The following is a 20,582-nucleotide window of genomic DNA, read 5'->3' as shown; positions in this document are numbered from 1 at the left end:
CGCCGTCGGCCCCGCCGGCCCGGCCCGTCGGCTCGGCGGCTCGCCCCGTCGGGCCGGCGGCCCCCCGTCGGCCCGACGGCCCTTCCTTCAGTCGACCCGGGCCGCAGGCGACGGGGACGGCTCCGGGACGGCCACGGCCGGCACCTGAGTGGCCTTGGTCCGCTCCTGCCTCCGTCGCTGTCGGCGACCGCGCCGCGGCTCCTGGTCCGGGAGCCAGCCGAACGTGAGGCAGCTGCCGATGGCCCCGAGGAGGAGGCCGAGGAAGAAGCCGCCCAGGTTCGAGGTGAGCCAGCTGCCCAGGGAGAGCAGGATGCCGGTGAGGGAGTAGAAGAGGCGCTGGGCCGGGTTGAAGAGGGTCAGCAGCCCGCACAGCACCATCAGTGTGGGCAGCAGATAGCCGGCCAGGCCCTGCATGCCGATGTTCAGGACGACCTTCAGCGACGCCTTCTCGGTGAGCAGGATCTCCGCCCCGCCCAGTGTGAGCAGCAGCCCGCCCCAGAACGGACGGTGGGCCCGCCAACGGCGGAATGCGGGCCTCAGGCCCGGGCGTGGCGTGCCCGGCGTCTCCGGTCGTACGGCGTCGTCCGACATCGGCTCAGCAACCCGAATCGCTGAAGCGGAGCTTCAGACCCGGCAGCTTGAACACGCCTGCCGTCGTGGCGTAGTTGGTCTGCCTGAGGTTCGCGATGTGGACCGTGTCCGCCTGCTGGCTGAACACGCCCTTCGGACCCTGCACCCCGGCCTTGGTGAGCGTGCTCGCGTCGTTGCCGATTACGATGTTGTTGAACGCGGCGTCGCCCGTCAGCACGGTCGAGTCGGTCGTCAGGTCGCTCGCGACCACCTTGTCCGCGCCGCCGCCCGCGGTGATGAGCAGGTTGGTGCCGCCGAGGTCGACGCTCTGGCACAGCTTGGTCAGTGTCGCGTTCTTGATCGCCGAGGTCACCACGAGCACCTGGCCGCCGGTGTCACCTGCGTTGGGGCTGTCGTCGGCCATGTTGTCCAGGCCGCCGAACTGTTCGAAGCCGGTGCCGTTCAACTCGGTCGCGGTGACCGTGAACGGCATCCCGGAGATCGCGAACTGCACCCCCAGCGCCCCCTGTGCGGTGAGGATCGCCAGGCCCGCGGCGACCAGGGTGGCCGGCACGGCCATGACCGCGGTGCGGCGCAGCCGGACCCGGCCGCGTCTCTCCGTGCCTCCGGGAGTCTCGAACGCATCGGATATGTCGGACAGTGCGCCGACGGAACCGCTTTCGGTGTTCTCGGGGGTGTTGTCGGCGGGCGGCGTGATGTCCGAGGACGAGGCCATGTCTGCTCCCATGGGCATAGTCAATGCTGGTCGGAGTTCAGCGGCCCGTTGTCCTGGCGCGGACAGCCGGTTGCGGCGCACGCGTCCCGCACCTCCCGGCGGATGCCAGGGCTTTCTCGTTACGCCGCAGTAGCCGTCGAAAAAGTTACCGGTGGTTACATTCAGGGGTCAAGGTGCTTGTGAGAGAAAGGTGTTGGTTGTGTGTCACCTGTGGCAGTAAGGGTTCCGCAGGGCGTCCGCGGAACCCCGGTGGGAGTTCCCACGGGTCTCGCAATGCCCCAGCGTGCGCACCAACTTCCTTGATTTGCCTTGACGTTGACGGATCCACGGGTCTACAACTTTGCCTGGCTACCCCCGGATCCGTGGCGCCGGATCCGCCGCGCGGCATGCCGCGTTCCTTCCCGGATTCTCTTTTCAGGGCGCGCTCTTCACGGCGCCGACAACGAATTCCGCGATCCCCGTGGCACCGGTGCGGACCCTTCCCCCCTTGGCTGGTCCGATCCGGTCGCCGCCTCATGCCCGGCCCGGCCGGAGGCCTTCCCCCAGGCCTTCGGCCGGTCACCGGCCGACTGCCGTTGCCGGTCCGTCACGTACGGAGAAGGCGTGACGGGCCTGTGACGGCGGACGCCCCTCCGGCGTCCGCTCACCTCATCCAGCCCCCCACTCCAGAAACGAGGTACCCGCATGCGTACGCGCTCCCTCCTCGCCCTCGTCGCCGCGGTCGCCGCACTCTCGCTCCCGGCGGTCGGCCCCGCCTACGCGGACGACAGCGCGGTGCTCACCACCGGCGGTACCGGCGGCACGCCTGTCGCGGTCGGCGACGTCCTCACCGCGCCCCTGGCGGCCGGCACCAGCGCCACGCTCTACTCCAGCGCGACCGGCACCAGCGGCGTCTCCTGCACCTCGTCGACCTTCACCGCCACCGTCACCGACAACCCCGCCGCTCCCGGCACGGCGACCGAGTCGGTGAGCGCGCACACCTTCGACAGCAGCAGCTGCACCAGCAACGTCACCGGCGTGCTCGGCGTCACCAGCATCACGGTCGACAACCTGCCGTACACCACCACCGTGACCTCCGACGGCACCCTCACCGTGACGCCCGCGAGCGGCTCCACCATCCAGACCACGGTCAAGCTGCGCACCCTGCTGGGCAGCGTCACCTGTGTCTACCAGGCCCCCAGCCTGAACGGCACCACCGACAACGCCGACAACAGCATCACCTTCACCAACCAGCAGTTCACGAAGACGTCCGGCTCGTCGCTGTGCTTCAGCAACGGCTACTTCACCGCCAAGTACGCCCCGGTGAGCGACTCGGGCGCCACCGTCTACGTCAACTGACCACTCACGCAGAGAGGTTCAGCGTCGCCGTAGACGCAGGGCCAGGGCGGCGCCCCCGGTGAGCACCAGCACCGCGGCGGCGCCGCCCGCCAGCACGGGCGCGGAGGGGCCCGAACCGGCGTCGGTCGCGGACGCCACCGGGCTGCTGTCGGGGCCGCTGCTCCGTGCCTGCGGAGCGGCGGCCGCGTCCGCGGCCTTCTCCGAAGGCGCAGCCGTGTGCTCCCGATGGGAAGGACTCGTGCTCGTACGGTCCTCACCCCGCTGCGCAGGACTGCTGCTTGTCGCGGTCGTGCCCTTCGGGGGCGTGCCCTTCGCGAACACCACGTCGGAGCACGAGTAGTACGTGTCCGGCGTGCTGCTGTTCTGCCAGATGGTGAACAGCACGTGATGGCCGGTCCGGTCGGCCGGCAGCGTCGCCCTGATGTGGTACGCGCCGCCAGTCAGCGCCGGGTCCTTCACCTCGGCGAAGGGCCGCGCCGGAATGTCGGACCAGGTCAGTGGCTTCGTCGGGTCGTAACCGGGCTTGGTCAGATAGAGCTTGAACGTGCCCTCGTGCGGAATCGTCGAGGCGTACGTCATGGTGAGCTTCGCGCCCGGCGCGAGGCGGGTCGACGGCCAGTCGGAGCGGGCGAGGTCGAGGCCCTTGTAGGCGGGCAGGCCCCCGCTGCACAGCTTCCCGTCCGGGATCATCTGGCGGTCCCTGCCGTTCACGTCCGCCACCCGCAGGTTGTCCCACGCCGTGAAGGGCGCGCCGTTCGCGGCGATCGCCGCGCGGCAGGCCGCCGACCTGGCGCGGCTGCCCCCGTCCGGCGAGCAGGCCACCACCCGGCTGACGGGGTCCGTCGGCGCGCCGTGGGCCCGGGCGGGTCCCGCGGCCCACAGCGTCAGCAGCGTCGACGCCGCGACTGCGGCTCCTGTGACCCTGAGGGGTGCGGTCATCCGAGTCATCCGGGACGTCTCCTCGGCGGGTGGGGGTACGGGTCTGCTCCGTGCAGTACGGGTGGCGGACGCGGCGCGTTCAAACGGGGCGCACAAATGGCCGGGCCGCCTCGAACCGGAAGCCGACCCGGTGGGACGGGCTCGTACGGATTCAGCCCCCACCCGAAGGCTTCCGGACTCAGTCCCCGTACGCCTCCCTGCTCAGCCCCTGAAGGCCTCCGGATTCAGCCCGGATTCACCCTCTGAAGGCCTCCGGATTCAGCCCCTGAACGCCTCCGGACTCAACCCCCGAACGCCCCCAGATGATCCCCCGCCCACTCCCGGTAGCTCCGCGCGGGCCGGCCGAGCAGCTCCGCGACCGTCGGATCGACCCGGGCCTTGGCCCCGGACCGCCCGCGCGCCGCACTCTCCATGAGGGCGTCGGCCAGGGGCTTCGGATAGCGGGCGCGCAGCAGCTCGCGTGCCTCGTCCGGCCCCAACTCGACGAAGCGCAGCGGCCGTTGCAGCAGCTCGGCGAGGATCTCCGTCTGCTCGGCGGCGCTGATGGCCTCGGGGCCGGTGAGCGCATGGGCCCGGCCCGCATGTCCGTCCGGGTCCAGCAGTGCGGCTGCCGCCACGTCGGCGATGTCCCGCGGATCGACCGTCGCGTTCGCCGCGCCCCCGTCGGGTGCGCGCACCACGCCGTCCTCCCGGACCGAGCGGGCCCAGCTCAGGGTGTTCGACATGAAGGCGCGCGGGCGCAGTAGCGTCCACAGCAGGCCGGACTCGCACAGGAGTTGTTCGTTGCCCCGCTGCCAGGTGGTGATGAGGTCGGCGGCCCCGGGGTCGGTCACCGCCAGGGCCGACAGCTTCACCACATGGCGCACCCCGGCGCGCCGCGCCGCCGTCACGAAGTGCTCGTCGTGGGCGTGGGTCAGCGGATCCGCGGTGACCAGCAGCGCCGACCGCACGCCGGCCAGGGCTCTCTCCAGACTCCGCGGGTCGCCGAAGTCGCCGCCCACCACCTCGACTCGGGGCCCACCGCCGAGACGTCGGGGATCGCGGGTCAGCAGCCGTACCGGCGCCACGCCGGACAACCGCCACGTCACCAGCCGTCCGACGGTGCCGGTCGCCCCGGTCAGCAGGATCACGGATCAGCGCTCCGCGGAGTCGAGGGCGGCCAGGACCCGGGCACCCCGGTCGGGTTCGGTGTCGAGGCCGAGGAGCAGGCCCGGCACCGCGATGCTCGGCAGGATGTGGCCCCAGAGCACGGAGATGCGGTGCCCGAGGTCGCTGCGACCGGTCAGCGCCCGTGACATCAGCTGGACGCCGGCGAAGGCGCCGACCAGCAGTTCCACGGTGTCCCGCGGCTCGACCGTGGGCAGCAACTCACCCTGCTCCCGGGCCTGTCCCAGCAGCACCATGAGGTGTTCGGCCCACTGCCTGAACGGCCCGGTGTGGTCCACACCGGGCGGTGAGCACTGGTCCACGGTCAGCCGGACACTGCCTCTGAGCAGGGCGTTGCCGAGCAGCCGCTGGCCGAACACGAAGGTGATGTCGATGATCTCCTGCAGCTTGCACGGTTGCGGCGGGACCGCGCCGAGGGGTACCTGCTCGTCCAGCACCGCCTGGGCGAGGGACTCCTTGGAGGGGAAATGGAAGTACAGGGCGCCCTTGGTGACATCGGCCCGCTCCAGCACCATGGCGATGGTGGTCGAGGTGTAGCCGTGCTCGTCGAACACCGCGCCCGCCGCTTCCAGGATCGCCCTGCGCGTCCTGATGGCGCGCTCCTGCTTCGCCATGAGAACCCCTCCACTGCGCCGAGTTGGCCGGTTCCCCACCCTGCACCGGGCCGGTCGCGCACGGGTCCGGTCCACTCGATCTCATTGAAAACAAACCGGTCGGCTCGTACTCTAGCGCTCACCGGTGCAGGCATCTCGCCGTCTGCCACGGCTCTCGGGGGACCAGGGAGGGACATGCCTCAACTGCGGCAGCTCGCCGAGTTCCCGGCGACGACTACGGATCTGACGGCCACGGATCTGACGGCCACGGATCTGACGGCCACCGTTCCCCGCCAGCTCGTCCACCGCGCGGCGTTGGCCGAGACCTTTCTCACCGGCTGGACCAGGACCGGGGAGGACCGGTTCGCGGTCTCCGCGCAGTGGCCGCGGGCCCATCAGTTACACGTGTCGCCGGACCGATTCGCGTACGAGCCGCTGCTCGTCGTGGAGACCGTCCGGCAGTGCGGGGCGCTGCTCGCGCACACCGAGTACGACGTCCCGCTGGGCCACCAGTTCGTGCTCCAGGAGCTGCGCATCACCACGCACCCCGAGCACCTGGCCGTCGGCCCCGTCCCCGCCGAAACCGACCTCGACGTCAGGTTCTCCCGCGCCGGCCGAAGGCGCTCGGCGGCCCTGCGCTACGACGCGGACGTGCGCCGGGACGGCGAGCGCGTCGCAACCGCGCACGTCGCCTTCACCAGCGTCGGCCAGTTGGCCTACCGCCGGCTGCGCGGCGGACGCACTCCCGCCACCGTGTCCGCGCTGCCCGTCCCGCCCGGCCTGTCGGCCGCCGCCGTGCACCGCGCGCTGCCCGCCGACGTCGTGCTGGCCCCCACCCGGCGCAGGGACCGCTGGCAGTTGAGAGTCGATACCGCGCATCCCGTTTTCTTCGACCATCCGCTCGACCACATCCCCGGCATGCTCCTCCTGGAGGCCGCCCGCCAGGCCGCCTGTCTGAAGGGCACCGCTCCTCGGCCGCCGACCTCCTTCCATGCCGCCTTCCACCGGTACGCCGAACTGGACCGGCCCACCTGGGTCCAGGCGGAGACCGGCAGCGCCGGTGAGACACGCATCGTGGCGACCCAAGGCGAGTCGACCGTCTTCGAGTGCCTGGTGGACGCGGCGGGACAGTGAGCTATCGTGTGCGGGGGAGTAAGAAACAAACAGCTTGCCCCGTTCTTTACAGCCCCGGGAGTGTCCTTTCGATGCCGAGGCAGTTACGCGCCGAGCAGACCCGCGCGACGATCATCACGGCCGCCGCCGACCTGTTCGACCGGCACGGCTACGAACGGACCAGCCTCAGCGACATCGTCGAGCACGCGCAGGTCACCAAGGGCGCCCTGTACTTCCACTTCGCGGCCAAGGAGGACCTGGCCCACGCCATCATGGAGCTGCAGTCACAGGCCTCGCGCCAGGTGACGAGCGAGGTGGACGGGCGGGGCTGCTCGTCGCTGGAAGCCCTGATACGCATCACCTTCGCGCTCACCCGGCTGAACGTCGAGGGCCCGATCACCCGGGCCGGACTGCGGCTGGCCACCGGGGGCGTCGAGGTGCGGCCCCCGCTGCGGCACCCCTTCACCGAGTGGCTGGAGCTCGCCATCCGCAAACTCCGCGGCGCCGTCAAGGAGTCCGACGTCCACCCGGACATCGACGTCCACGCCGTAGCGCACTCCCTCGTCTGCTTCTTCGTCGGCACCCGCGTCGGGGGCCGGCCTTTGGAACCGGTGGGACGGCTGCCACGCAGGACGGCCGAGATGTGGCTCCTCCTGATCCGCGGCCTGGTACCGGTGCACCGGCGCCCCCGCTTTCTGACCCTCGCCACGCAGCTGGAGCGGGAAATCGGCGCCGTGTGACCTGCCACGGGAGCCGGAGTGACACCGAAGGACCCGCGGGGAGCGAAAGATCACGGCCGCCTGACCCGCGCGGGTACGGTGAGGCGTATGACCCCGTCCGCGCCCGTGCTCCTCGGCAACGAGCCCGGTTCGTTCCCGCACAGCGTGCTGGCCGAGCGGCACCCCGCCATCATCCGGCAGGTGCGGGACGCCTTCCCGTACGGCCCCGAGCAGCACCGCGCCCTCGACACGCTGCTGAAGAGCTGCACCGAGGGCGTGATCGAACCGCTCCCCGCCGACGCCCACGACCGGGACCGCTGGCGGGACTGGGGCCTGGAGGAGTACGTGGGCCGGTCCTGGTTCGACGTGCCGTGGCTGTGGTCCGAGAGCTACTTCTACCGCCGACTCCTCGAGGCCGTCGGCTACTTCGGGCCCGGTCCCTGGCAGGGCATCGACCCCTTTTGCCCGTCCAAGCTCGCCGAACTCGACGCCCCGGAGACGGACGAGGAACTGGCCGCGCTCGACGAACTGGAGGACAAGCCGGCCGAGGAACGCGCACGGGCTCTGCTGCACGGCTCGCTCTGGGGCAACCGCGCCGACCTCGGCTTCCGGCTGTCGGCGGTCGGCGCCGAGGCCGCGCAGGCCGCTCCCGGCCTGGTCGCCGACGACAGCGAGACCCTCTGGTCGCTGCTGCCGCCCTCCGGCACCGGCACGCTCTGCCTGGTCGCCGACAACGCGGGCCGCGAACTCGTCCCCGACCTCCTCCTCGTCGCCCACCTCCTCGCCCACGGCCACGTCGGGCGGGCGGTCCTGCACGTCAAGCCGTACCCGTACTACGTCTCCGACGCCACCACCGCCGACGTCGTCGACGCCGTGCGCCGGCTGACGGCGGCGCCGGGCACGGCCGCCGCCCACGGGCACCGGCTGTGGGCGGCGATGACCGACGGCCGCCTGACGGTCCGGGCTCACCCCTTCTCCTGCGCCCCGCTGCCGTATGCGGCGATGCCGGCGGACCTGCGGGGGGAGTTCGCCGCGGCCACGCTGACCGTGCTGAAGGGCGACCTGAACTACCGGCGGCTGGTCGGCGACCGACTGTGGCCGCCGACCACGCCGTTTGCGGACGTCACCGCCTCCTTCCCCGGCCCGGTCGCCGCCCTGCGCACCCTGAAGTCCGACGTGATCACTGGCCTCGACGCCTGCACCGAGGCCGCGCTGAACGCCGCCGAGGACCGGCGCTGGCGCACCAGCGGCACCCATGCGCTGATCCAGGTCAAGCCCTGATCAGCAGCGGCATCCGACGCTCCGTGGGCCTCATGTCATTTGCACCGGCACGGACTTCAGTCCGTTGATGAAGTTGGAGACGAGGCGCCGGGGAGGCTCGGCGATCCGCGGTGGCGTGGGCAGCGCCCGCAGGGCCTCGCGGTACAGCACCCGCAGCTGCAGCCGGGCGAAGTGCGCGCCCAGGCAGACGTGGGGGCCGTCTCCGAAGGACACGTGCGGGTTGGGGGCGCGGTCGCGGTCGAGCCGGTCCGGAGCGGTGAAGACCCGCTCGTCGCGGTTGGCCGAGGCGTGGAAGACGACCACCTTGTCGCCGGCGCGGATGGGCGGCCGGCCAGCCCGGTGTCCTGCGCGGCGGTGCGGCGGAAGGTCAGGACCGGCGGATGCCAGCGCAGCAACTCGTCGACGGCCGAGGCGAGTACGACCCTTCCGGTGCGGAGTTGCTGGTACGCCTCCGGGTGGCCGGCCAGCGCCAGCAGCCCGCCGGGGGCCGCGCTGCGCACGGTGTCGTTGCCCGCGACCGTGAGCAGGAAGAAGAACATCTCCAGTTCGGCGTCGGCGAGTTCGGCGTCGTGGGCGAGCGTGGTCATCACGTCGTCGGCCGGATACCGCCGCTTGTACGCGGCCAGTTGCCAGGCGTAGGCGAACATGTCCCGCAGCATCGCCGGCGAGCGCGGGTTGACCGGCTTGCCCGCCGCGTCCAGCACCGGGGCGCCGGACTCGTCGGGGCCCTGGTAGCCGATGACCCGCTGCGGCCAGTGCAGCAGCAGCCCCCGGTCCCGCTCCGGCACGCCGAGCAGGTCGGCGAGGTTGAGCAGGGCGTAGTCGTCGGTGACGGCGAAGACGAGGTCGACGGTGCCGTCCGCCGCGCGGGCCGTCTCCAGGGCCTGCGCGAACAGGGTGCGCGCCCGTTCCTCCGCGACGGCCGTGAACCGCTCGATGCGCCCCGGCAAGAGCACGGACTGCGAGGGCACGGGGGCCGGGGCGGCACAGGCGGCAGCGTTTCGCATTTTTCCAAAGAGTGACGGTTCGGCTCGCTTTCGCGTAGTGCTCCCGTCATAACCCTGGTACTGCTGCGTTCCATGACGTCACGTCACGTGCGATCGAGAACCGGACAACTGGCGGCAACGGCGGTCGCCCTGGCCTTGACGCTCGCGGCCTGCGGCGGCGAGGCAGGCTCCTCCGCGTCCTCCCACGACGGGCGGGAGCAGGTCACCGTGGCCGCCCTGCCGCTGACCGACGCCGCCGCGCTCTACCTCGCCCGGGACCGCGGGCTGTTCGCCCACCGGCACGAGCATCGTCACCACCCTGAAGCCCGCGCTCGCCCGGCTCACCGCGCTGCTCGCCCAGGCGAGCCGCCCCCGCCCCGCCCGGCGCCCGCTCCCGTGCACCCGGGTGCCGAGATCACCGCGGAGCTGGTCTTCGACCACCTCCGGGTGCGCCTGCCCCGCGACCGCGTCCTCGTCGAGGAGGCCCCCAGCCACCGGGACGCGCTCCACGCGCGCGTGCCCGTCGACCGCTCCGGCGGTTTCCTCACCACCGGCAGCGGGGCCCTCTGCTGGGGCCTGCCGCTCGCCGTGGGACGTGCCCTGGCCGACCGGCGCCGGGTGGTGTGCGTGCTCGGGGACGGTTCGGCGCTGTACTCGGTTCAGGCGCTGTGGACCGCGGCCCGGCACCGGGCGCCGGTCACGTTCGTCGTCCTCGACAACGGCGGCTACGCCGCCGTCCGTGCCCTCGGCCGCCGCATCGGCATCGCCCCGGTGCCCGGCACGGACATCGGCGGCATCGACTTCGCCGCCCTCGCCGAGTCCTTCGGCTGCCCGGCGGCCCACGCCGACCGGCCCGCCGACCTCCCCGCCGCCCTGGAGCGGGCCCTGGCCGCGGGCGACGAGGACGGCCCGCGGCTGCTGCACCTGCGCGTCGCCGCCGCCGGGGAGGCGCTGTACACCGCACCCTGGGCGGGGTGACGGCCGGGCATGCTCCGCCTCGACTCCCTCGGCCAGCGCTACGGCGACCATCGCGTCCTGCACGACATCAGCCTCACCGTGCCGGACGGCCAACTCCTGTGCATGGTCGGCCCGTCGGGCTGCGGCAAGTCCACGCTACTGCGCACGATCGCCGGACTGCTCCCCGCGCGGGAGGGCACGATCACCCTCGACGGAGCACCCGTCACCGGGGTCCCCGACCGGCTGGCGGTCGTCTTCCAGGACTACGGCCGCTCGCTGCTGCCCTGGCTGTCGGTCCGCGACAACGTCGCCCTGCCGCTGCGCCGCCGCGGCCTTCGCCGCGCCGAGCGGCGTGCCGAGGCCGAGCGCATGCTGGAGCGCGTCGGCCTGGCCGGCACCGCCCGCCGCCACCCCTGGCAGCTCTCCGGGGGCATGCAGCAACGCGTCGCGATCGCACGGGCGTTGGCCTGCCGCCCGTCCCTGCTGCTCATGGACGAGCCCTTCGGCTCCCTGGACGCCCAGACCCGCGAGGACCTGGAGGACCTGCTGGTGCAGGTGCACCGCGCCGATGGCACGACCACCGTCCTGGTCGCCCACGACATCGACGAGAGCGTGTACGTGGGGGACCGGGTCGTCGTCCTCTCGCCCGGTCCCGCCTCCCGCGTCGTCCTCGACCTGCCGGTCGGCCTGCCGGACGCACGCGACCAGATCGCGACCCGGGGATTGGCGGAGTTCGTCGCGCTGCGCGCCCAGGTGGGCAGAGCGGTGCGCTCGGACACCCCCCGCTGACCCCTCAGCCGAGCCGTACGTCCTGCCGGACCGTCCGGTGGTCCGACGCCGGGACCGTCGTGCCGGCGCCGACCAGCCGGTACAGCGGTTCGTCGGACGTCGGCCAGAACACGCCGTTCGCGCCCGGGACCAGGCCGGGGGACGGGAGTACGTACTCGACGCGAGGTTGTCGGGGCTGGTGTCGCCGAAGTCGCCCGTGTCCTACGCCGGATTGCCGATCTGCCCGACGTTCGCGCCGCCCTGGCGCTGCGCCGCTTCCACGCCGCCCTGGCGCTGCGCCGCTTCCACGCCGCCTGCACTGGCCGGCGGCGTCGCCGGCGGATTCACCGCCGGGTGGCGAAGCCGGCGCACGGCGTGGTCGTACCTGTCGCCGTCGTAAGGGTCCGCGTCGAGGTCACCGGCGCTCACGAACCGCGCGCCCTCTGTTCACGTGCCGGTTCACGCGATGGTGTGATCAGGTCCGGGCGGGCGGATGCCGCCGGAGCGCCACGGGTAGGGCCCGGCCATGACGCAGCAGCCCTTCGAACTCCCGCACTTCTACATGCCGTATCCCGCACGGCTGAACCCGCACGTGGACGAGGCCCGTGCCCACTCGACGCGGTGGGCGCGCGAGACGGGCATGCTGGAGGGCTCCGGGATCTGGGAGCAGGCCGACCTCGACGCGCACGACTACGGACTGCTCTGCGCCTACACCCACCCCGACTGCGACGGCCCCGCGCTCTCCCTCATCACCGACTGGTACGTGTGGGTCTTCTTCTTCGACGACCACTTCCTGGAGACCTTCAAGCGCACCCAGGACCGCGCCGGCGGCAAGGCCTACCTGGACCGGCTGCCGCTGTTCATGCCGCTGGACCTGGCGACTCCCGTGCCCGAGCCGCAGAATCCGGTGGAGGCGGGCCTTGCCGACCTGTGGGCGCGCACGGTGCCGTCGATGTCGGTCGACTGGCGGCGGCGGTTCGCCGTGGCGACCGAGCACCTGCTGAACGAGTCCCTGTGGGAGCTGTCCAACATCAACGAGGGGCGGATCGCCAACCCCGTCGAGTACATCGAGATGCGTCGCAAGGTCGGCGGTGCGCCCTGGTCGGCCGGGCTGGTGGAGTACGCGACCGCCGAAGTGCCCACCTCCGTCGCCGGGTCAAGGCCGCTCAGGGTGCTGATGGAGACGTTCTCTGACGGCGTGCACCTGCGCAACGACCTGTTCTCCTACCAGCGGGAGGTCGAGGACGAGGGCGAGCTCAGCAACGGCGTGCTCGTCCTGGAGACCTTCTTCGGCTGCACCACCCAGGAGGCCGCCGACACCGTCAACGACGTCCTCACCTCACGCCTGCACCAGTTCGAGCACACCGCGCTCACCGAAGTGCCCGCGCTGGCCCTGGAGAAGGGCCTCACCCCCGACGAGGTCGCGGCCGTGGCGGCCTACACCAAGGGCCTGCAGGACTGGCAGTCCGGCGGCCACGAGTGGCACATGCGCTCCAGCCGGTACATGAACGAGCGCGCGCGGCCGACCAGGCCCTGGCAGCGACCGACCGGGCCCGGCACATCGGCCGCCGACGTCCGCGTGCTGCTCGCGGCGGCCGGCGCGATGGGGGCACCTCCCGCGCCCTTCAGGCAGTGGGGGAGGCTGCGCGCCCACACGCACATCCCGTACCAGAAGGTCGGCCCGTCGCGCATCCCCGACCTGCGCATGCCGTACCAACTGCAGCTCAGCCCGCACCTAAACGCCGCGCGCCGCGGGCTCACCGCGTGGGTCCACCGCGTGGGCATGCTCGCGGAGGGCGTGTGGGACGAGGACAAGCTCGCCGCCTACGACCTCGCGCTGTGCTCGGCGGGCCTCGACCCGGACGCGACACCCGAGGCGCTGGATCTCAGCGCGCAGTGGCTTGCCTTCGGCACCTACGGCGACGACTACTACCCGCTCGTCTACGGGCACCGCCGCGACCTGGCCGCCGCGCGGCTGACCACCGCACGCCTGTCGGCCTGCATGCCGGTCGAGGGGGAGAAGGCGATCGTTCCCGTCAACGCCATGGAGCGCGCACTGCTCGACCTGTGGGCCCGCACGACGGCGCAGATGACCACCGACCAGCGGCGCACGCTCAAGCGCGCGATCGACACGATGACCGAGAGCTGGGTGTGGGAGCTGTCCAACCAGCTCCAGAACCGCATCCCCGACCCGGTCGACTACCTGGAGATGCGGCGCGCCACCTTCGGCGCCGACCTCACGCTGAGCCTGTGCCGGATGGGGCACGGCCCGGCCATCCCGCCCGAGGCCTACCGCAGCGGCCCGGTCCGCTCCCTGGAGAACGCGGCCGTCGACTACGCCTGCCTGCTCAACGACGTGTTCTCGTACCAGAAGGAGATCGAGTACGAGGGCGAGATCCACAACGCCGTCCTCGTCGTGCAGAACTTCTTCGGTATCGACTACCCGACCGCGCTCGCCGTCGTCCACGACCTGATGACGCAGCGCATGCGCCAGTTCGAGCACGTCGTCGCTCATGAACTGCCCGCCGTCTACGACGACTTCGAGCTGTCGGAGGAGGCGCGGGCGACCATGCAGGGCTATGTGACCGACCTGCAGAACTGGATGGCCGGCATCCTGAACTGGCACCGGAACGTCGACCGTTACAAAGCCGAGTGGCTGGCCCGGCGCGCCCACGGGTTCCTCCCGGACCGGCCGCCCGCCCTGCCCGTCAGCTGACCTCCCGCACCCGATGCGCCGTCTCCTCGGCGAGCTCCCGCACGCCGCGTGCGGCGTTCTCCGAGAGCTCGCCGAGTATCCCCGGCCGCCAGCAGCACGCGGGCTTCCTCGGGGAGGTCCGCGTCGGCCAGGGCGCCGGTGAGGACGTAGTGCTCCTCGGCGACGAACCGCCCGAGGTTCACCTCCTGCCGGTGCCGCAGGGAGTCGTCGCCGGGGGCGGCGATGATGTTGCGCAGCTGCGCCAACGTCCGCAGGGAATGGTGAAGTTGACCGGCCTCCCGCTCCAGGCGCCTGGGTCGGGCGGGCTGGGCGCGCGTGGTCATGGGCATGATGCGGCCGTTCGTCGTGATGCCCGCCGAGGTTCGGGACCTTCGACCACGGCGGGGCGCACGGCGGCCACGATGAGGGTCACACGCGTGACCCACGCGCCGTGAGGCGTGCTCGACCGCGGCTCGCGCCAGCGCCCGGACCATCGGGTGCGGGCGCGAACCGTCGCCGGACAGCTCCGGCTCAGCGATGTGAGCGACGCCCGCTGGCTCGACGCCCCCGACGCGGGGCTGCCGCTCCAGGAGTTGCGCACCACGAACGGAGGCGGCCGCTTCCGCCCGGCCCTGCGCTACGAGGGCACCGACGTGCGCGTGCTCACCGCCCTGGCGACCGCGGGCCACGGCCTGACCCTGCTGCCCCGTTCCGTGGCCGCCGGAGCGCCGGGCGCGGTGGCCGTCCCGCTCACCGAGCCGCGGGTGGTGCACCGGACGGAACTGGTGTATGCGGGCTCGCCGCGAGGGGCGGCGGCGACGCTGGCGGGGGCGCTGATCGGCGGGGCATGACGTGAGCGAAGGGGGGACGCTGCCGAAGGCGGTGACGCTGCCGGAGGGGGGACCACTGATCGCGGGGGCACCACTGATCGCAGGGGGGACCACTGATCGCGTGGGCACCACTGTTCGCAGGGGGACCATTGATCGCGGGTGGGCCTCACGCGCCGTTGTGCGCCGCAACCCGTAGGGCTTCCCGTGGTTGACCGTGGGTCAGTCTCACTCGTTCGTGGCTCGTGGTGCGCCGATGCGCAGGGTAGGCACCAGCCGGAGGCGATCCATGGAACAGACTGCGTTGCGTCCCAAGCCGATGCCCGGTCAGGAGCCCGGTGGCACCCCGAGCGGCCCCGCCCGGCGCCCGCACGTCGCGCGCCGGCGCGGCCGCCGGCTCATGACCCTGCTGTTCGGGATGTTCGTCGGCACGGTCCTGGTCCTGTCCGGGGTCGGCCTCGGCACGGTGGGCGCCACGGTGATCGGCATGAGCAAGCTGGCCGAGCTGCAGCGGCAGACGGGCCGGCAGGGGCCGCCACCGGCACCGTCCGGTCCGGGCCGGTCCAGCGCGTCCGCGCCGCCCGCGAGTCCGGTGTCCGCGCCCGTGCGCATGACCCTCGGTGTCGAGGCGGTGGACGGCGAGAAGTCCGGGGCCCGCGTCGTCGGCGTCCACGTCCCCGGCCCCGGCTACACGGCCGGTCTCGTCCGCGGTGACGAGCTCCTCGTGTTCGGCAGGACCCGCATCGACTCGGCGGCGGACCTCGCGCGGGCGGTCGCCCGGGCGAGTCCGGGGCGCCAGGTCGCCCTGACGGTACGTCACCGCAGCGGCGGCTATCAGCAGCTGACCGTGGTACCGGGGGTCGTCACGTGACGACACGGAAGTGGCTCGTGAGCCGCCCCTCGTCGTCCAGTACGTGAAAGGCCAGCCCGGGCGGTGCGTCCCGGTCCGCCGCCCGGGCGCCCTCCCAGGGCAGCTGCAGCGTCCATGTCACACCGGGACCGACGACGAGCGGGCGCCCGGCGAACGAGGTCGCGGCCGGCGTGTGGGCGTGACCGGTGATCAGGCCGGCGATCTCGGGACGGCGCTCCAGCAGGGCGGCCAGCCGGTGCGGCTCACGGAGCCGGTAGCCGTCGGGCAGGGGTTGGTGCAGCGCCACCGGAGGGTGGTGGAAGGTGAGCAGCGCGGGCAGGTCACCGTCCAGTTCGTCGAGGGTCGTCTCGATCCAGTCGTACGTCTCCTCGTCCAAGGAGCCCTCGTCGCTGCCCGGGATGCTGGAGTCGCACATCAGCACGGCCGCCTCGTCGAAGACCTGCACGCTGTTGACCGGCCCCTCGGCGGCCGGCTGTCCCAGCAGGGCCTTGCGGTAGGGGGCGCGGCTGTCGTGGTTGCCCGGGCAGGTGAGCACCGGGAACGGTGACTCGCCGCTGCGGGTCCCCAGGATGCGTGCGGCCTCCTCGTACGCGGCCTCCGTGCCGTGGTCCGCGATGTCCCCGGTCACCAGCAGCGCGTCGACCCGCTCCGGCAGCTCCCACAGCCGGTCGCGCACCCGCTCGGCGCGCTCGGTCGCCCGCGCGGTTCCGTCCAGATGCAGATCGCTGATGTGTGCGATGACGAGCACGGCCGTTCGCGTCTTTGTGGCATTGGTTAACGGTTCGTAGCGATTCAAGCATTAGAGATAACGGTTGCACAATCCCTATCCATTAGGTCGGCTTCGGGGCGTACTGGTCCGGAAAGCACTGGTCATGTGCCCGCGGAACCGGCCACGATGAGCCCATGCCCCGCGTCCTCGTCACCGCCGCACCGGTCCCGGGCCCGTACCGAACGCCGATCACGCCGCCCGGCGGGCGTCACGAGGGCCGCGCACCGTCGCCGGGCGCCCACCCGGCCCCGCAGAGCTGACTCCGTGGCCGACGGCCCGGCCGAGACACCCGCGACCGGCTCGCGCGGCTCCCCGCGCCCGGGCAGGATGCTGCGCGTAGTCTCTAGTCCCTTCACCCGCATACGGAGGCCCGGATGACCGGCAGTACGCCCGCGCCCTTCACCGCCGACGACTACAGGGCCCGGATGGAGCGCGCCGCGCAGGCGGCCGCCGACGCCGGACTGGCCGGGCTGCTGGTGGCGCCGGGACCGGACCTGCTGTGGCTCACCGGCTACGCGCCCACCGCCGCCACCGAACGGCTCACGCTGCTCGTCCTCGCCGCCGACCGGGACCCGGTGCTGGTCGTGCCCACGCTGGAGGCCCCCGACGCCGCCAAGGCGGCCGGCGCATCCGCCCTGACCCTGCGCGACTGGACCGACGGCAAGGACCCCTACGCCACCACCGCCGCCCTCCTCGACGGCAGCGGCCGCTTCGGCATCAGCGACAACGCCTGGGCGATGCACCTGCTCGGCCTGCAGAAGGCCCTGCCCAACACCTCCTACGTCTCCCTCACCGAGGCCCTGCCGATGCTGCGGGCCGTGAAGGACGCGGCCGAACTGGAGCTCCTGGCGGCCGCGGACAGGGCGTTCGAGGAGATCCGGAAGGTTCCCTTCGCCGGGCGCCGCGAGTCCGAGGTCGGCGCCGACCTTGCCGACCTGCTGCGGCGGTTCGGGCACTCCCAGGTCGACTTCACCATCGTCGCCTCCGGCCCCAACGGCGCCAACCCGCACCACGAAGTGGGCGACCGTGTCATCGAACGCGGCGACATGGTGGTCCTCGACTTCGGCGGACTCAAGCAGGGCTACGGCTCCGACACCTCCCGCACCGTGCACGTCGGCGAGCCGACCGACGAGGAACGCCGCGTGCACGACATCGTGCGCGAGGCCCAGGAGGCGGGCTTCCGGGCGGTGCGGCCCGGCGTCGCCTGCCAGGAGGTCGACCGGGCCGCCCGCGCGGTCATCGCCGAGGCCGGATACGGCGAGTACTTCATCCACCGCACCGGCCACGGCATCGGCGTCACCACGCACGAGCCGCCGTACATGATCGAGGGCGAGGAGCAGCCCCTCGTGCCCGGCATGTGCTTCTCCGTGGAGCCCGGCATCTACTTGCCGGGCCGCTTCGGGGTGCGCATCGAGGACATCGTCACGGTGACCGAGGACGGGGGCAGCCGCCTCAACGACACGACCCGCGAAATGGTGATAGTGGACTGACCGATCACGAGCAGTTCCCACCATGCACCCCGAACGACACGGCGCGACGATGACCCAGGCACCGACACCCACCGCGGACACCGTCCGCCGACTGGTCCGCACCCTGCTCAAGGACGGCGCGGACAACGCCGCCGGACCCGAGATCCGGCCCGTCGCCGAGGGCGGCGGGCACTCCACCTGGTGGGTCGGCCCCCGCCACGTGCTGCGCCTCGCCCTCGACCGTGAGGCCTCCGCGCGCCTGCGCCGCGAACTGCGCCTGCGCGACCTGGTCCGCCCGCACCTGCCGGTCACGGTCCCGACGAGCATCGCGCACGGCGAGTGGGCGCCCGGACTGACGTACACGCTGGACACCAGGATCCCCGGCGGCACGGCCGGGGACCACGACGTCTCCGCCCTCGGCGAGGACGACCTGGCCGGGCTGCTCAGCGGGCTGCGCGCGGTGCCCGTCCGCCAGGCCGAGACGCTCGGCGTCCCGCGCACCGCGCCGCGCTCCCTGGGGGCGCTGCGCCGGATGGCCGTGCACGCCGCCGAACGCCTCGGTGGCGCCGACGAGTTCGACACCGTGCGAATGGCCCAGCTCACCCGGCCCGCCGCGGCCCAGCTCGCCGCCCAGTCCGGCAGCGCGGTCCTCGTGCACCACGCCCTCAGGGGCGAGCACCTCGTGGTGAGCGCCGACGGCCGGGTGCGCGGCGTCCTCGACTGGACCGACGCGGTCGTCGGCGACCCCGCCGAGGACATCGCCGGCCTCGCCCTGGCCGTCGGTTCCGGCGCCGCCGTGCGCGCCGCAACGCTCGCCGGCTACGGCGCCCGGCCCTGCCTGCGCGGCCTGTGGCTCGCCCGCTGCGACACCGTGATCCGCCTTGCCGACCTCCTCGAGGGCCGCGGCGACAGCCCCCTGCCGCTCCTCAGGGCCCAGCTGCGCCACGCCTGGGAGGCGATCCTGCTGGAGCGGGTGACGGAGCTGCGGGAGGACGACGCGGACGAGGAGCTCTAGGAGTCCCTCATCCCTGCACCAGTACCACGCACGACTCCCCGGGCACGTGCAGCAGCCCGTTCGCGTCCGGCGCCTCCACCGGCTCCCAGGCGGCGAGCACCCGGGCCGGGCGGGTGCCCAGGGGGATCGCCGCCGGCTCCTTGCCGAGGTTGACCGCCACGCGCATGTCCCCGCGCCGGAAGGCGAGCCAGCGGGCCTCCTCGTCGTAGGCCACCTTGGTGTCGGCGAGGTCGGGGTCGGTGAGGTCCGGCTGCTCGTGCCGCAGGGAGATCAGCCGGCGGTACCAGGCCAGCACGCGCGCGTGGGGCTCACGCTCCCGCTCCGACCAGTCCAGGCAGGAGCGGTCCCGGGTCGCATGGTCCTGCGGGTCGGGCACGTCCTCCTCCGCCCAGCCGTGCGCGGCGAACTCCCGCCGCCTGCCCCGGCGCACGGCCTCCGCGAGCTCCGGGTCGGCGTGGTCGGTGAAGAACTGCCACGGCGTGGCCGCCGCCCATTCCTCGCCCATGAACAGCATCGGCGTGAACGGGGCGGTCAGCGTCAGCGTGGCCGCGCAGGCCAGCAGCCCGGGCGAGCCCGACAGCAGCATGGAGAGGCGGTCTCCCTGGGCGCGGTTGCCGACTTGGTCGTGGGTCTGGCTGTAGCCGAGGAGCCGGTGGGCGGACACCCGGTTGCGGTCCAGCGGGCGGCCGTGGTGGCGGCCCCGGAAGCTCGAGTACGTCCCGTCGTGGAAGTAGCCGCCCGTGAGCGTCTTGGCCAGCGCGGCGAAGGGGGCGCGCGCGAAGTCGGCGTAGTAGCCCTGCGACTCGCCGGTCAGCGCGGTGTGCACGGCGTGGTGGAAGTCGTCGTTCCACTGGGCGTGCAGGCCGAGGCCTCCTTCCGCGCGCGGGGTGACGAACCGCGGGTCGTTCAGGTCCGACTCGGCGATCACGAACAGGGGGCGGCCGAGGTGGGCGGAGAGCGCGTCCACGGCTGTCGACAGCTCCTCCAGGAAGTGGCACGCGCGCGTGTCCATCAGCGCGTGCACCGCGTCCAGGCGCAGCCCGTCGATCCGGTAGTCGTGCAGCCACGCCAGTGCGCTGCCGATCAGGTAGGCGCGCACCTCGTCGGAGCCGGGCGCGTCCAGGTTGACGGCCGCGCCCCAGGGGGTGTGGTACGTGTCCGTGAAGTACGGGCCGAACTGCGGCAGGTAGTTGCCCGACGGGCCCAGATGGTTGTGCACCACGTCCAGGACCACGCCGAGGCCGAGCTCGTGCGCCCGGTCGACGAAGCGTTTCAGTCCCTCGGGCCCGCCGTACGGCTCGTGCACCGCCCACAGCGAGACCCCCTCGTACCCCCAGCCGTGACGGCCCGGGAACGGGCACAGGGGCATCAACTCGACGTGCGTGACGCCCAGTTCGACGAGGTGCTCCAGCCGCGCCGCGGCCGCCTCCAGGGTGCCCTCGCGCGTGTACGTGCCGATGTGCAGCTCGTAAAGGACCGCGCCGGGCAGCGGGCGCCCGGCCCAGGCGGTGGTGCGCCACGCGTACCGCGCGTGGTCGACGACCGCGCTCAGCCCGTCCGGGCCGTCCGGCTGCCGGCGCGAGCGCGGGTCGGGCAGCACGGGACCGTCGTCCAGTGCGAACCCGTAGCGCGAGCCGTCGCGCGCCTCCGCCTCACCGATCCACCATCCCGCCCGCTCCGGATTGCGCTCCAACGCGCGCGTGACGCCGTCGCACTGGAGCGTCACACGGCCGGCCTGCGGTGCCCACACCTCGAACTGCACGGACGGT

The 20,582-nt window shown here is 72.6% G+C and carries 19 protein-coding genes and 2 pseudogenes; 11 read left to right on the top strand and 10 right to left on the bottom strand.

Annotation, left to right across the window (positions count from 1 at the left end; all coding sequences use genetic code 11):
• Positions 1-87: 87 nt before the first annotated feature.
• A complete protein-coding gene (locus tag ABZV31_RS06030; RefSeq protein WP_355888698.1) occupies positions 88-591 on the bottom strand; it encodes a DUF6114 domain-containing protein in 504 nt (167 codons plus the stop codon).
• Between the two features lie 4 nt (positions 592-595).
• Positions 596-1,306, bottom strand: coding sequence for a DUF6230 family protein (locus tag ABZV31_RS06025; RefSeq protein ID WP_355889030.1), 711 nt, complete (start codon positions 1,304-1,306; stop codon positions 596-598).
• Positions 1,307-1,990: 684 nt separating this feature from the next.
• Between ABZV31_RS06025 and ABZV31_RS06020 the strand changes: the two genes are divergently transcribed.
• The gene (locus ABZV31_RS06020; protein WP_355888695.1) at positions 1,991-2,644 is read left to right on the top strand and encodes a Tat pathway signal sequence domain protein; all 654 of its coding nucleotides are present in this window, start codon (positions 1,991-1,993) and stop codon (positions 2,642-2,644) included.
• 18 nt (positions 2,645-2,662) lie between these two features.
• Here ABZV31_RS06020 and ABZV31_RS06015 read toward each other — a convergent pair whose 3' ends face one another.
• The 3 genes from ABZV31_RS06015 to ABZV31_RS06005 all read right to left on the bottom strand — a co-directional run bounded on the left by ABZV31_RS06015 (position 2,663) and on the right by ABZV31_RS06005 (position 5,364).
• Positions 2,663-3,592 (bottom strand): lytic polysaccharide monooxygenase, encoded by a 930-nt coding sequence (locus tag ABZV31_RS06015; protein ID WP_355888692.1) that lies wholly within the window; start codon positions 3,590-3,592, stop codon positions 2,663-2,665.
• A 272-nt stretch (positions 3,593-3,864) separates the two neighbouring features.
• On the bottom strand, positions 3,865-4,713 hold the full coding sequence (locus tag ABZV31_RS06010; RefSeq protein WP_355888690.1) for an NAD(P)H-binding protein: 849 nt from the start codon (positions 4,711-4,713) through the stop codon (positions 3,865-3,867).
• Positions 4,714-4,716: 3 nt separating this feature from the next.
• Positions 4,717-5,364 carry a ScbR family autoregulator-binding transcription factor gene (locus ABZV31_RS06005; RefSeq protein ID WP_355888687.1) on the bottom strand — a complete coding sequence of 216 codons (648 nt, stop codon included), beginning with the start codon at positions 5,362-5,364 and terminating at the stop codon, positions 4,717-4,719.
• A 174-nt stretch (positions 5,365-5,538) separates the two neighbouring features.
• Between ABZV31_RS06005 and ABZV31_RS06000 the strand changes: the two genes are divergently transcribed.
• The 3 genes from ABZV31_RS06000 (at position 5,539) to ABZV31_RS05990 (ending at position 8,456) form a co-directional block, all read left to right on the top strand.
• Positions 5,539-6,477: a ScbA/BarX family gamma-butyrolactone biosynthesis protein gene (locus ABZV31_RS06000; RefSeq protein WP_355888684.1), complete on the top strand. Its 939-nt coding sequence runs from the start codon at positions 5,539-5,541 to the stop codon at positions 6,475-6,477.
• Positions 6,478-6,548: 71 nt separating this feature from the next.
• Positions 6,549-7,196, top strand: coding sequence for a ScbR family autoregulator-binding transcription factor (locus tag ABZV31_RS05995; protein WP_355888681.1), 648 nt, complete (start codon positions 6,549-6,551; stop codon positions 7,194-7,196).
• An 87-nt stretch (positions 7,197-7,283) separates the two neighbouring features.
• On the top strand, positions 7,284-8,456 hold the full coding sequence (locus ABZV31_RS05990; protein WP_355888678.1) for a damage-control phosphatase ARMT1 family protein: 1,173 nt from the start codon (positions 7,284-7,286) through the stop codon (positions 8,454-8,456).
• 30 nt (positions 8,457-8,486) lie between these two features.
• On the opposite strand, the pseudogene ABZV31_RS05985 reads toward ABZV31_RS05990, so the two are convergent.
• Positions 8,487-9,403, bottom strand: a pseudogene (locus ABZV31_RS05985) (cytochrome P450); the annotation flags it as partial.
• Between the two features lie 147 nt (positions 9,404-9,550).
• Between ABZV31_RS05985 and ABZV31_RS05980 the strand changes: the two are divergent.
• Both ABZV31_RS05980 and ABZV31_RS05975 read left to right on the top strand, forming a co-directional pair.
• Positions 9,551-10,420 carry a thiamine pyrophosphate-dependent enzyme gene (locus tag ABZV31_RS05980; RefSeq protein ID WP_355888676.1) on the top strand — a complete coding sequence of 290 codons (870 nt, stop codon included), beginning with the start codon at positions 9,551-9,553 and terminating at the stop codon, positions 10,418-10,420.
• A gap of 9 nt (positions 10,421-10,429) precedes the next feature.
• Positions 10,430-11,188: an ABC transporter ATP-binding protein gene (locus tag ABZV31_RS05975; protein ID WP_355888673.1), complete on the top strand. Its 759-nt coding sequence runs from the start codon at positions 10,430-10,432 to the stop codon at positions 11,186-11,188.
• A 201-nt stretch (positions 11,189-11,389) separates the two neighbouring features.
• Here ABZV31_RS05975 and ABZV31_RS05970 read toward each other — a convergent pair whose 3' ends face one another.
• Positions 11,390-11,596: a hypothetical protein gene (locus ABZV31_RS05970; protein WP_355888670.1), complete on the bottom strand. Its 207-nt coding sequence runs from the start codon at positions 11,594-11,596 to the stop codon at positions 11,390-11,392.
• A 97-nt stretch (positions 11,597-11,693) separates the two neighbouring features.
• Between ABZV31_RS05970 and cyc2 the strand changes: the two genes are divergently transcribed.
• Positions 11,694-13,883 (top strand): germacradienol/geosmin synthase Cyc2, encoded by a 2,190-nt coding sequence (gene cyc2 / locus ABZV31_RS05965; RefSeq protein ID WP_355888667.1) that lies wholly within the window; start codon positions 11,694-11,696, stop codon positions 13,881-13,883.
• Here the strand turns inward: cyc2 and ABZV31_RS05960 are convergent.
• Complete coding sequence (locus ABZV31_RS05960; RefSeq protein WP_355889058.1) at positions 13,808-14,212, bottom strand: hypothetical protein; 405 nt, start codon at positions 14,210-14,212, stop codon at positions 13,808-13,810. The genes cyc2 and ABZV31_RS05960 overlap by 76 nt on opposite strands.
• Positions 14,213-14,386: 174 nt before the next feature.
• Here ABZV31_RS05960 and ABZV31_RS05955 point away from each other — a divergent pair.
• Both ABZV31_RS05955 and ABZV31_RS05950 read left to right on the top strand, forming a co-directional pair.
• Positions 14,387-14,713 (top strand): annotated as a pseudogene (locus ABZV31_RS05955) (LysR substrate-binding domain-containing protein); the annotation flags it as partial.
• 265 nt (positions 14,714-14,978) lie between these two features.
• Positions 14,979-15,560, top strand: coding sequence for a PDZ domain-containing protein (locus ABZV31_RS05950; RefSeq protein WP_355888664.1), 582 nt, complete (start codon positions 14,979-14,981; stop codon positions 15,558-15,560).
• Here ABZV31_RS05950 and ABZV31_RS05945 read toward each other — a convergent pair.
• The gene (locus tag ABZV31_RS05945; protein WP_355888661.1) at positions 15,553-16,308 is read right to left on the bottom strand and encodes a phosphodiesterase; all 756 of its coding nucleotides are present in this window, start codon (positions 16,306-16,308) and stop codon (positions 15,553-15,555) included. The two genes, ABZV31_RS05950 and ABZV31_RS05945, sit on opposite strands and share 8 nt — an antisense overlap.
• Positions 16,309-16,703: 395 nt before the next feature.
• On the opposite strand from ABZV31_RS05945, the gene ABZV31_RS05940 reads away from it, so the two are divergent.
• Entirely contained in the window at positions 16,704-17,819 is a 1,116-nt protein-coding gene (locus ABZV31_RS05940) for an aminopeptidase P family protein (RefSeq protein WP_355888658.1), read from the top strand.
• 49 nt (positions 17,820-17,868) lie between these two features.
• Complete coding sequence (locus ABZV31_RS05935) at positions 17,869-18,813, top strand: aminoglycoside phosphotransferase family protein (protein ID WP_355888655.1); 945 nt, start codon at positions 17,869-17,871, stop codon at positions 18,811-18,813.
• Between the two features lie 7 nt (positions 18,814-18,820).
• On the opposite strand, the gene treZ is transcribed toward ABZV31_RS05935, so the two are convergent.
• A complete protein-coding gene (treZ, locus tag ABZV31_RS05930; protein ID WP_355888652.1) occupies positions 18,821-20,575 on the bottom strand; it encodes a malto-oligosyltrehalose trehalohydrolase in 1,755 nt (584 codons plus the stop codon).
• Between the last annotated feature and the right edge of the window lie 7 nt (positions 20,576-20,582).

This window comes from Streptomyces sp. NPDC005202 (assembly GCF_040608235.1).
Taxonomy (GTDB): Bacteria; Actinomycetota; Actinomycetes; order Streptomycetales; family Streptomycetaceae; genus Streptomyces.
This window is presented reverse-complemented; position numbering and strand designations above follow the sequence as displayed.

Coding starts and splice junctions, on each gene's coding strand:
- ABZV31_RS05990 (WP_355888678.1), top strand. CDS start 7,284: ATGACCCCGTCCGCGCCCGTGCTCCTCGGCAACGAGCCCGGTTCGTTC.
- ABZV31_RS06020 (WP_355888695.1), top strand. CDS start 1,991: ATGCGTACGCGCTCCCTCCTCGCCCTCGTCGCCGCGGTCGCCGCACTC.
- ABZV31_RS05995 (WP_355888681.1), top strand. CDS start 6,549: ATGCCGAGGCAGTTACGCGCCGAGCAGACCCGCGCGACGATCATCACG.
- ABZV31_RS05950 (WP_355888664.1), top strand. CDS start 14,979: ATGGAACAGACTGCGTTGCGTCCCAAGCCGATGCCCGGTCAGGAGCCC.
- ABZV31_RS06000 (WP_355888684.1), top strand. CDS start 5,539: ATGCCTCAACTGCGGCAGCTCGCCGAGTTCCCGGCGACGACTACGGAT.
- ABZV31_RS05975 (WP_355888673.1), top strand. CDS start 10,430: ATGCTCCGCCTCGACTCCCTCGGCCAGCGCTACGGCGACCATCGCGTC.
- ABZV31_RS05940 (WP_355888658.1), top strand. CDS start 16,704: ATGACCGGCAGTACGCCCGCGCCCTTCACCGCCGACGACTACAGGGCC.
- cyc2 (WP_355888667.1), top strand. CDS start 11,694: ATGACGCAGCAGCCCTTCGAACTCCCGCACTTCTACATGCCGTATCCC.
- ABZV31_RS05935 (WP_355888655.1), top strand. CDS start 17,869: ATGACCCAGGCACCGACACCCACCGCGGACACCGTCCGCCGACTGGTC.
- ABZV31_RS05960 (WP_355889058.1), bottom strand. CDS start 14,212: ATGCCCATGACCACGCGCGCCCAGCCCGCCCGACCCAGGCGCCTGGAG.
- ABZV31_RS06015 (WP_355888692.1), bottom strand. CDS start 3,592: ATGACTCGGATGACCGCACCCCTCAGGGTCACAGGAGCCGCAGTCGCG.
- ABZV31_RS06025 (WP_355889030.1), bottom strand. CDS start 1,306: ATGGCCTCGTCCTCGGACATCACGCCGCCCGCCGACAACACCCCCGAG.
- ABZV31_RS06030 (WP_355888698.1), bottom strand. CDS start 591: ATGTCGGACGACGCCGTACGACCGGAGACGCCGGGCACGCCACGCCCG.
- ABZV31_RS06005 (WP_355888687.1), bottom strand. CDS start 5,364: ATGGCGAAGCAGGAGCGCGCCATCAGGACGCGCAGGGCGATCCTGGAA.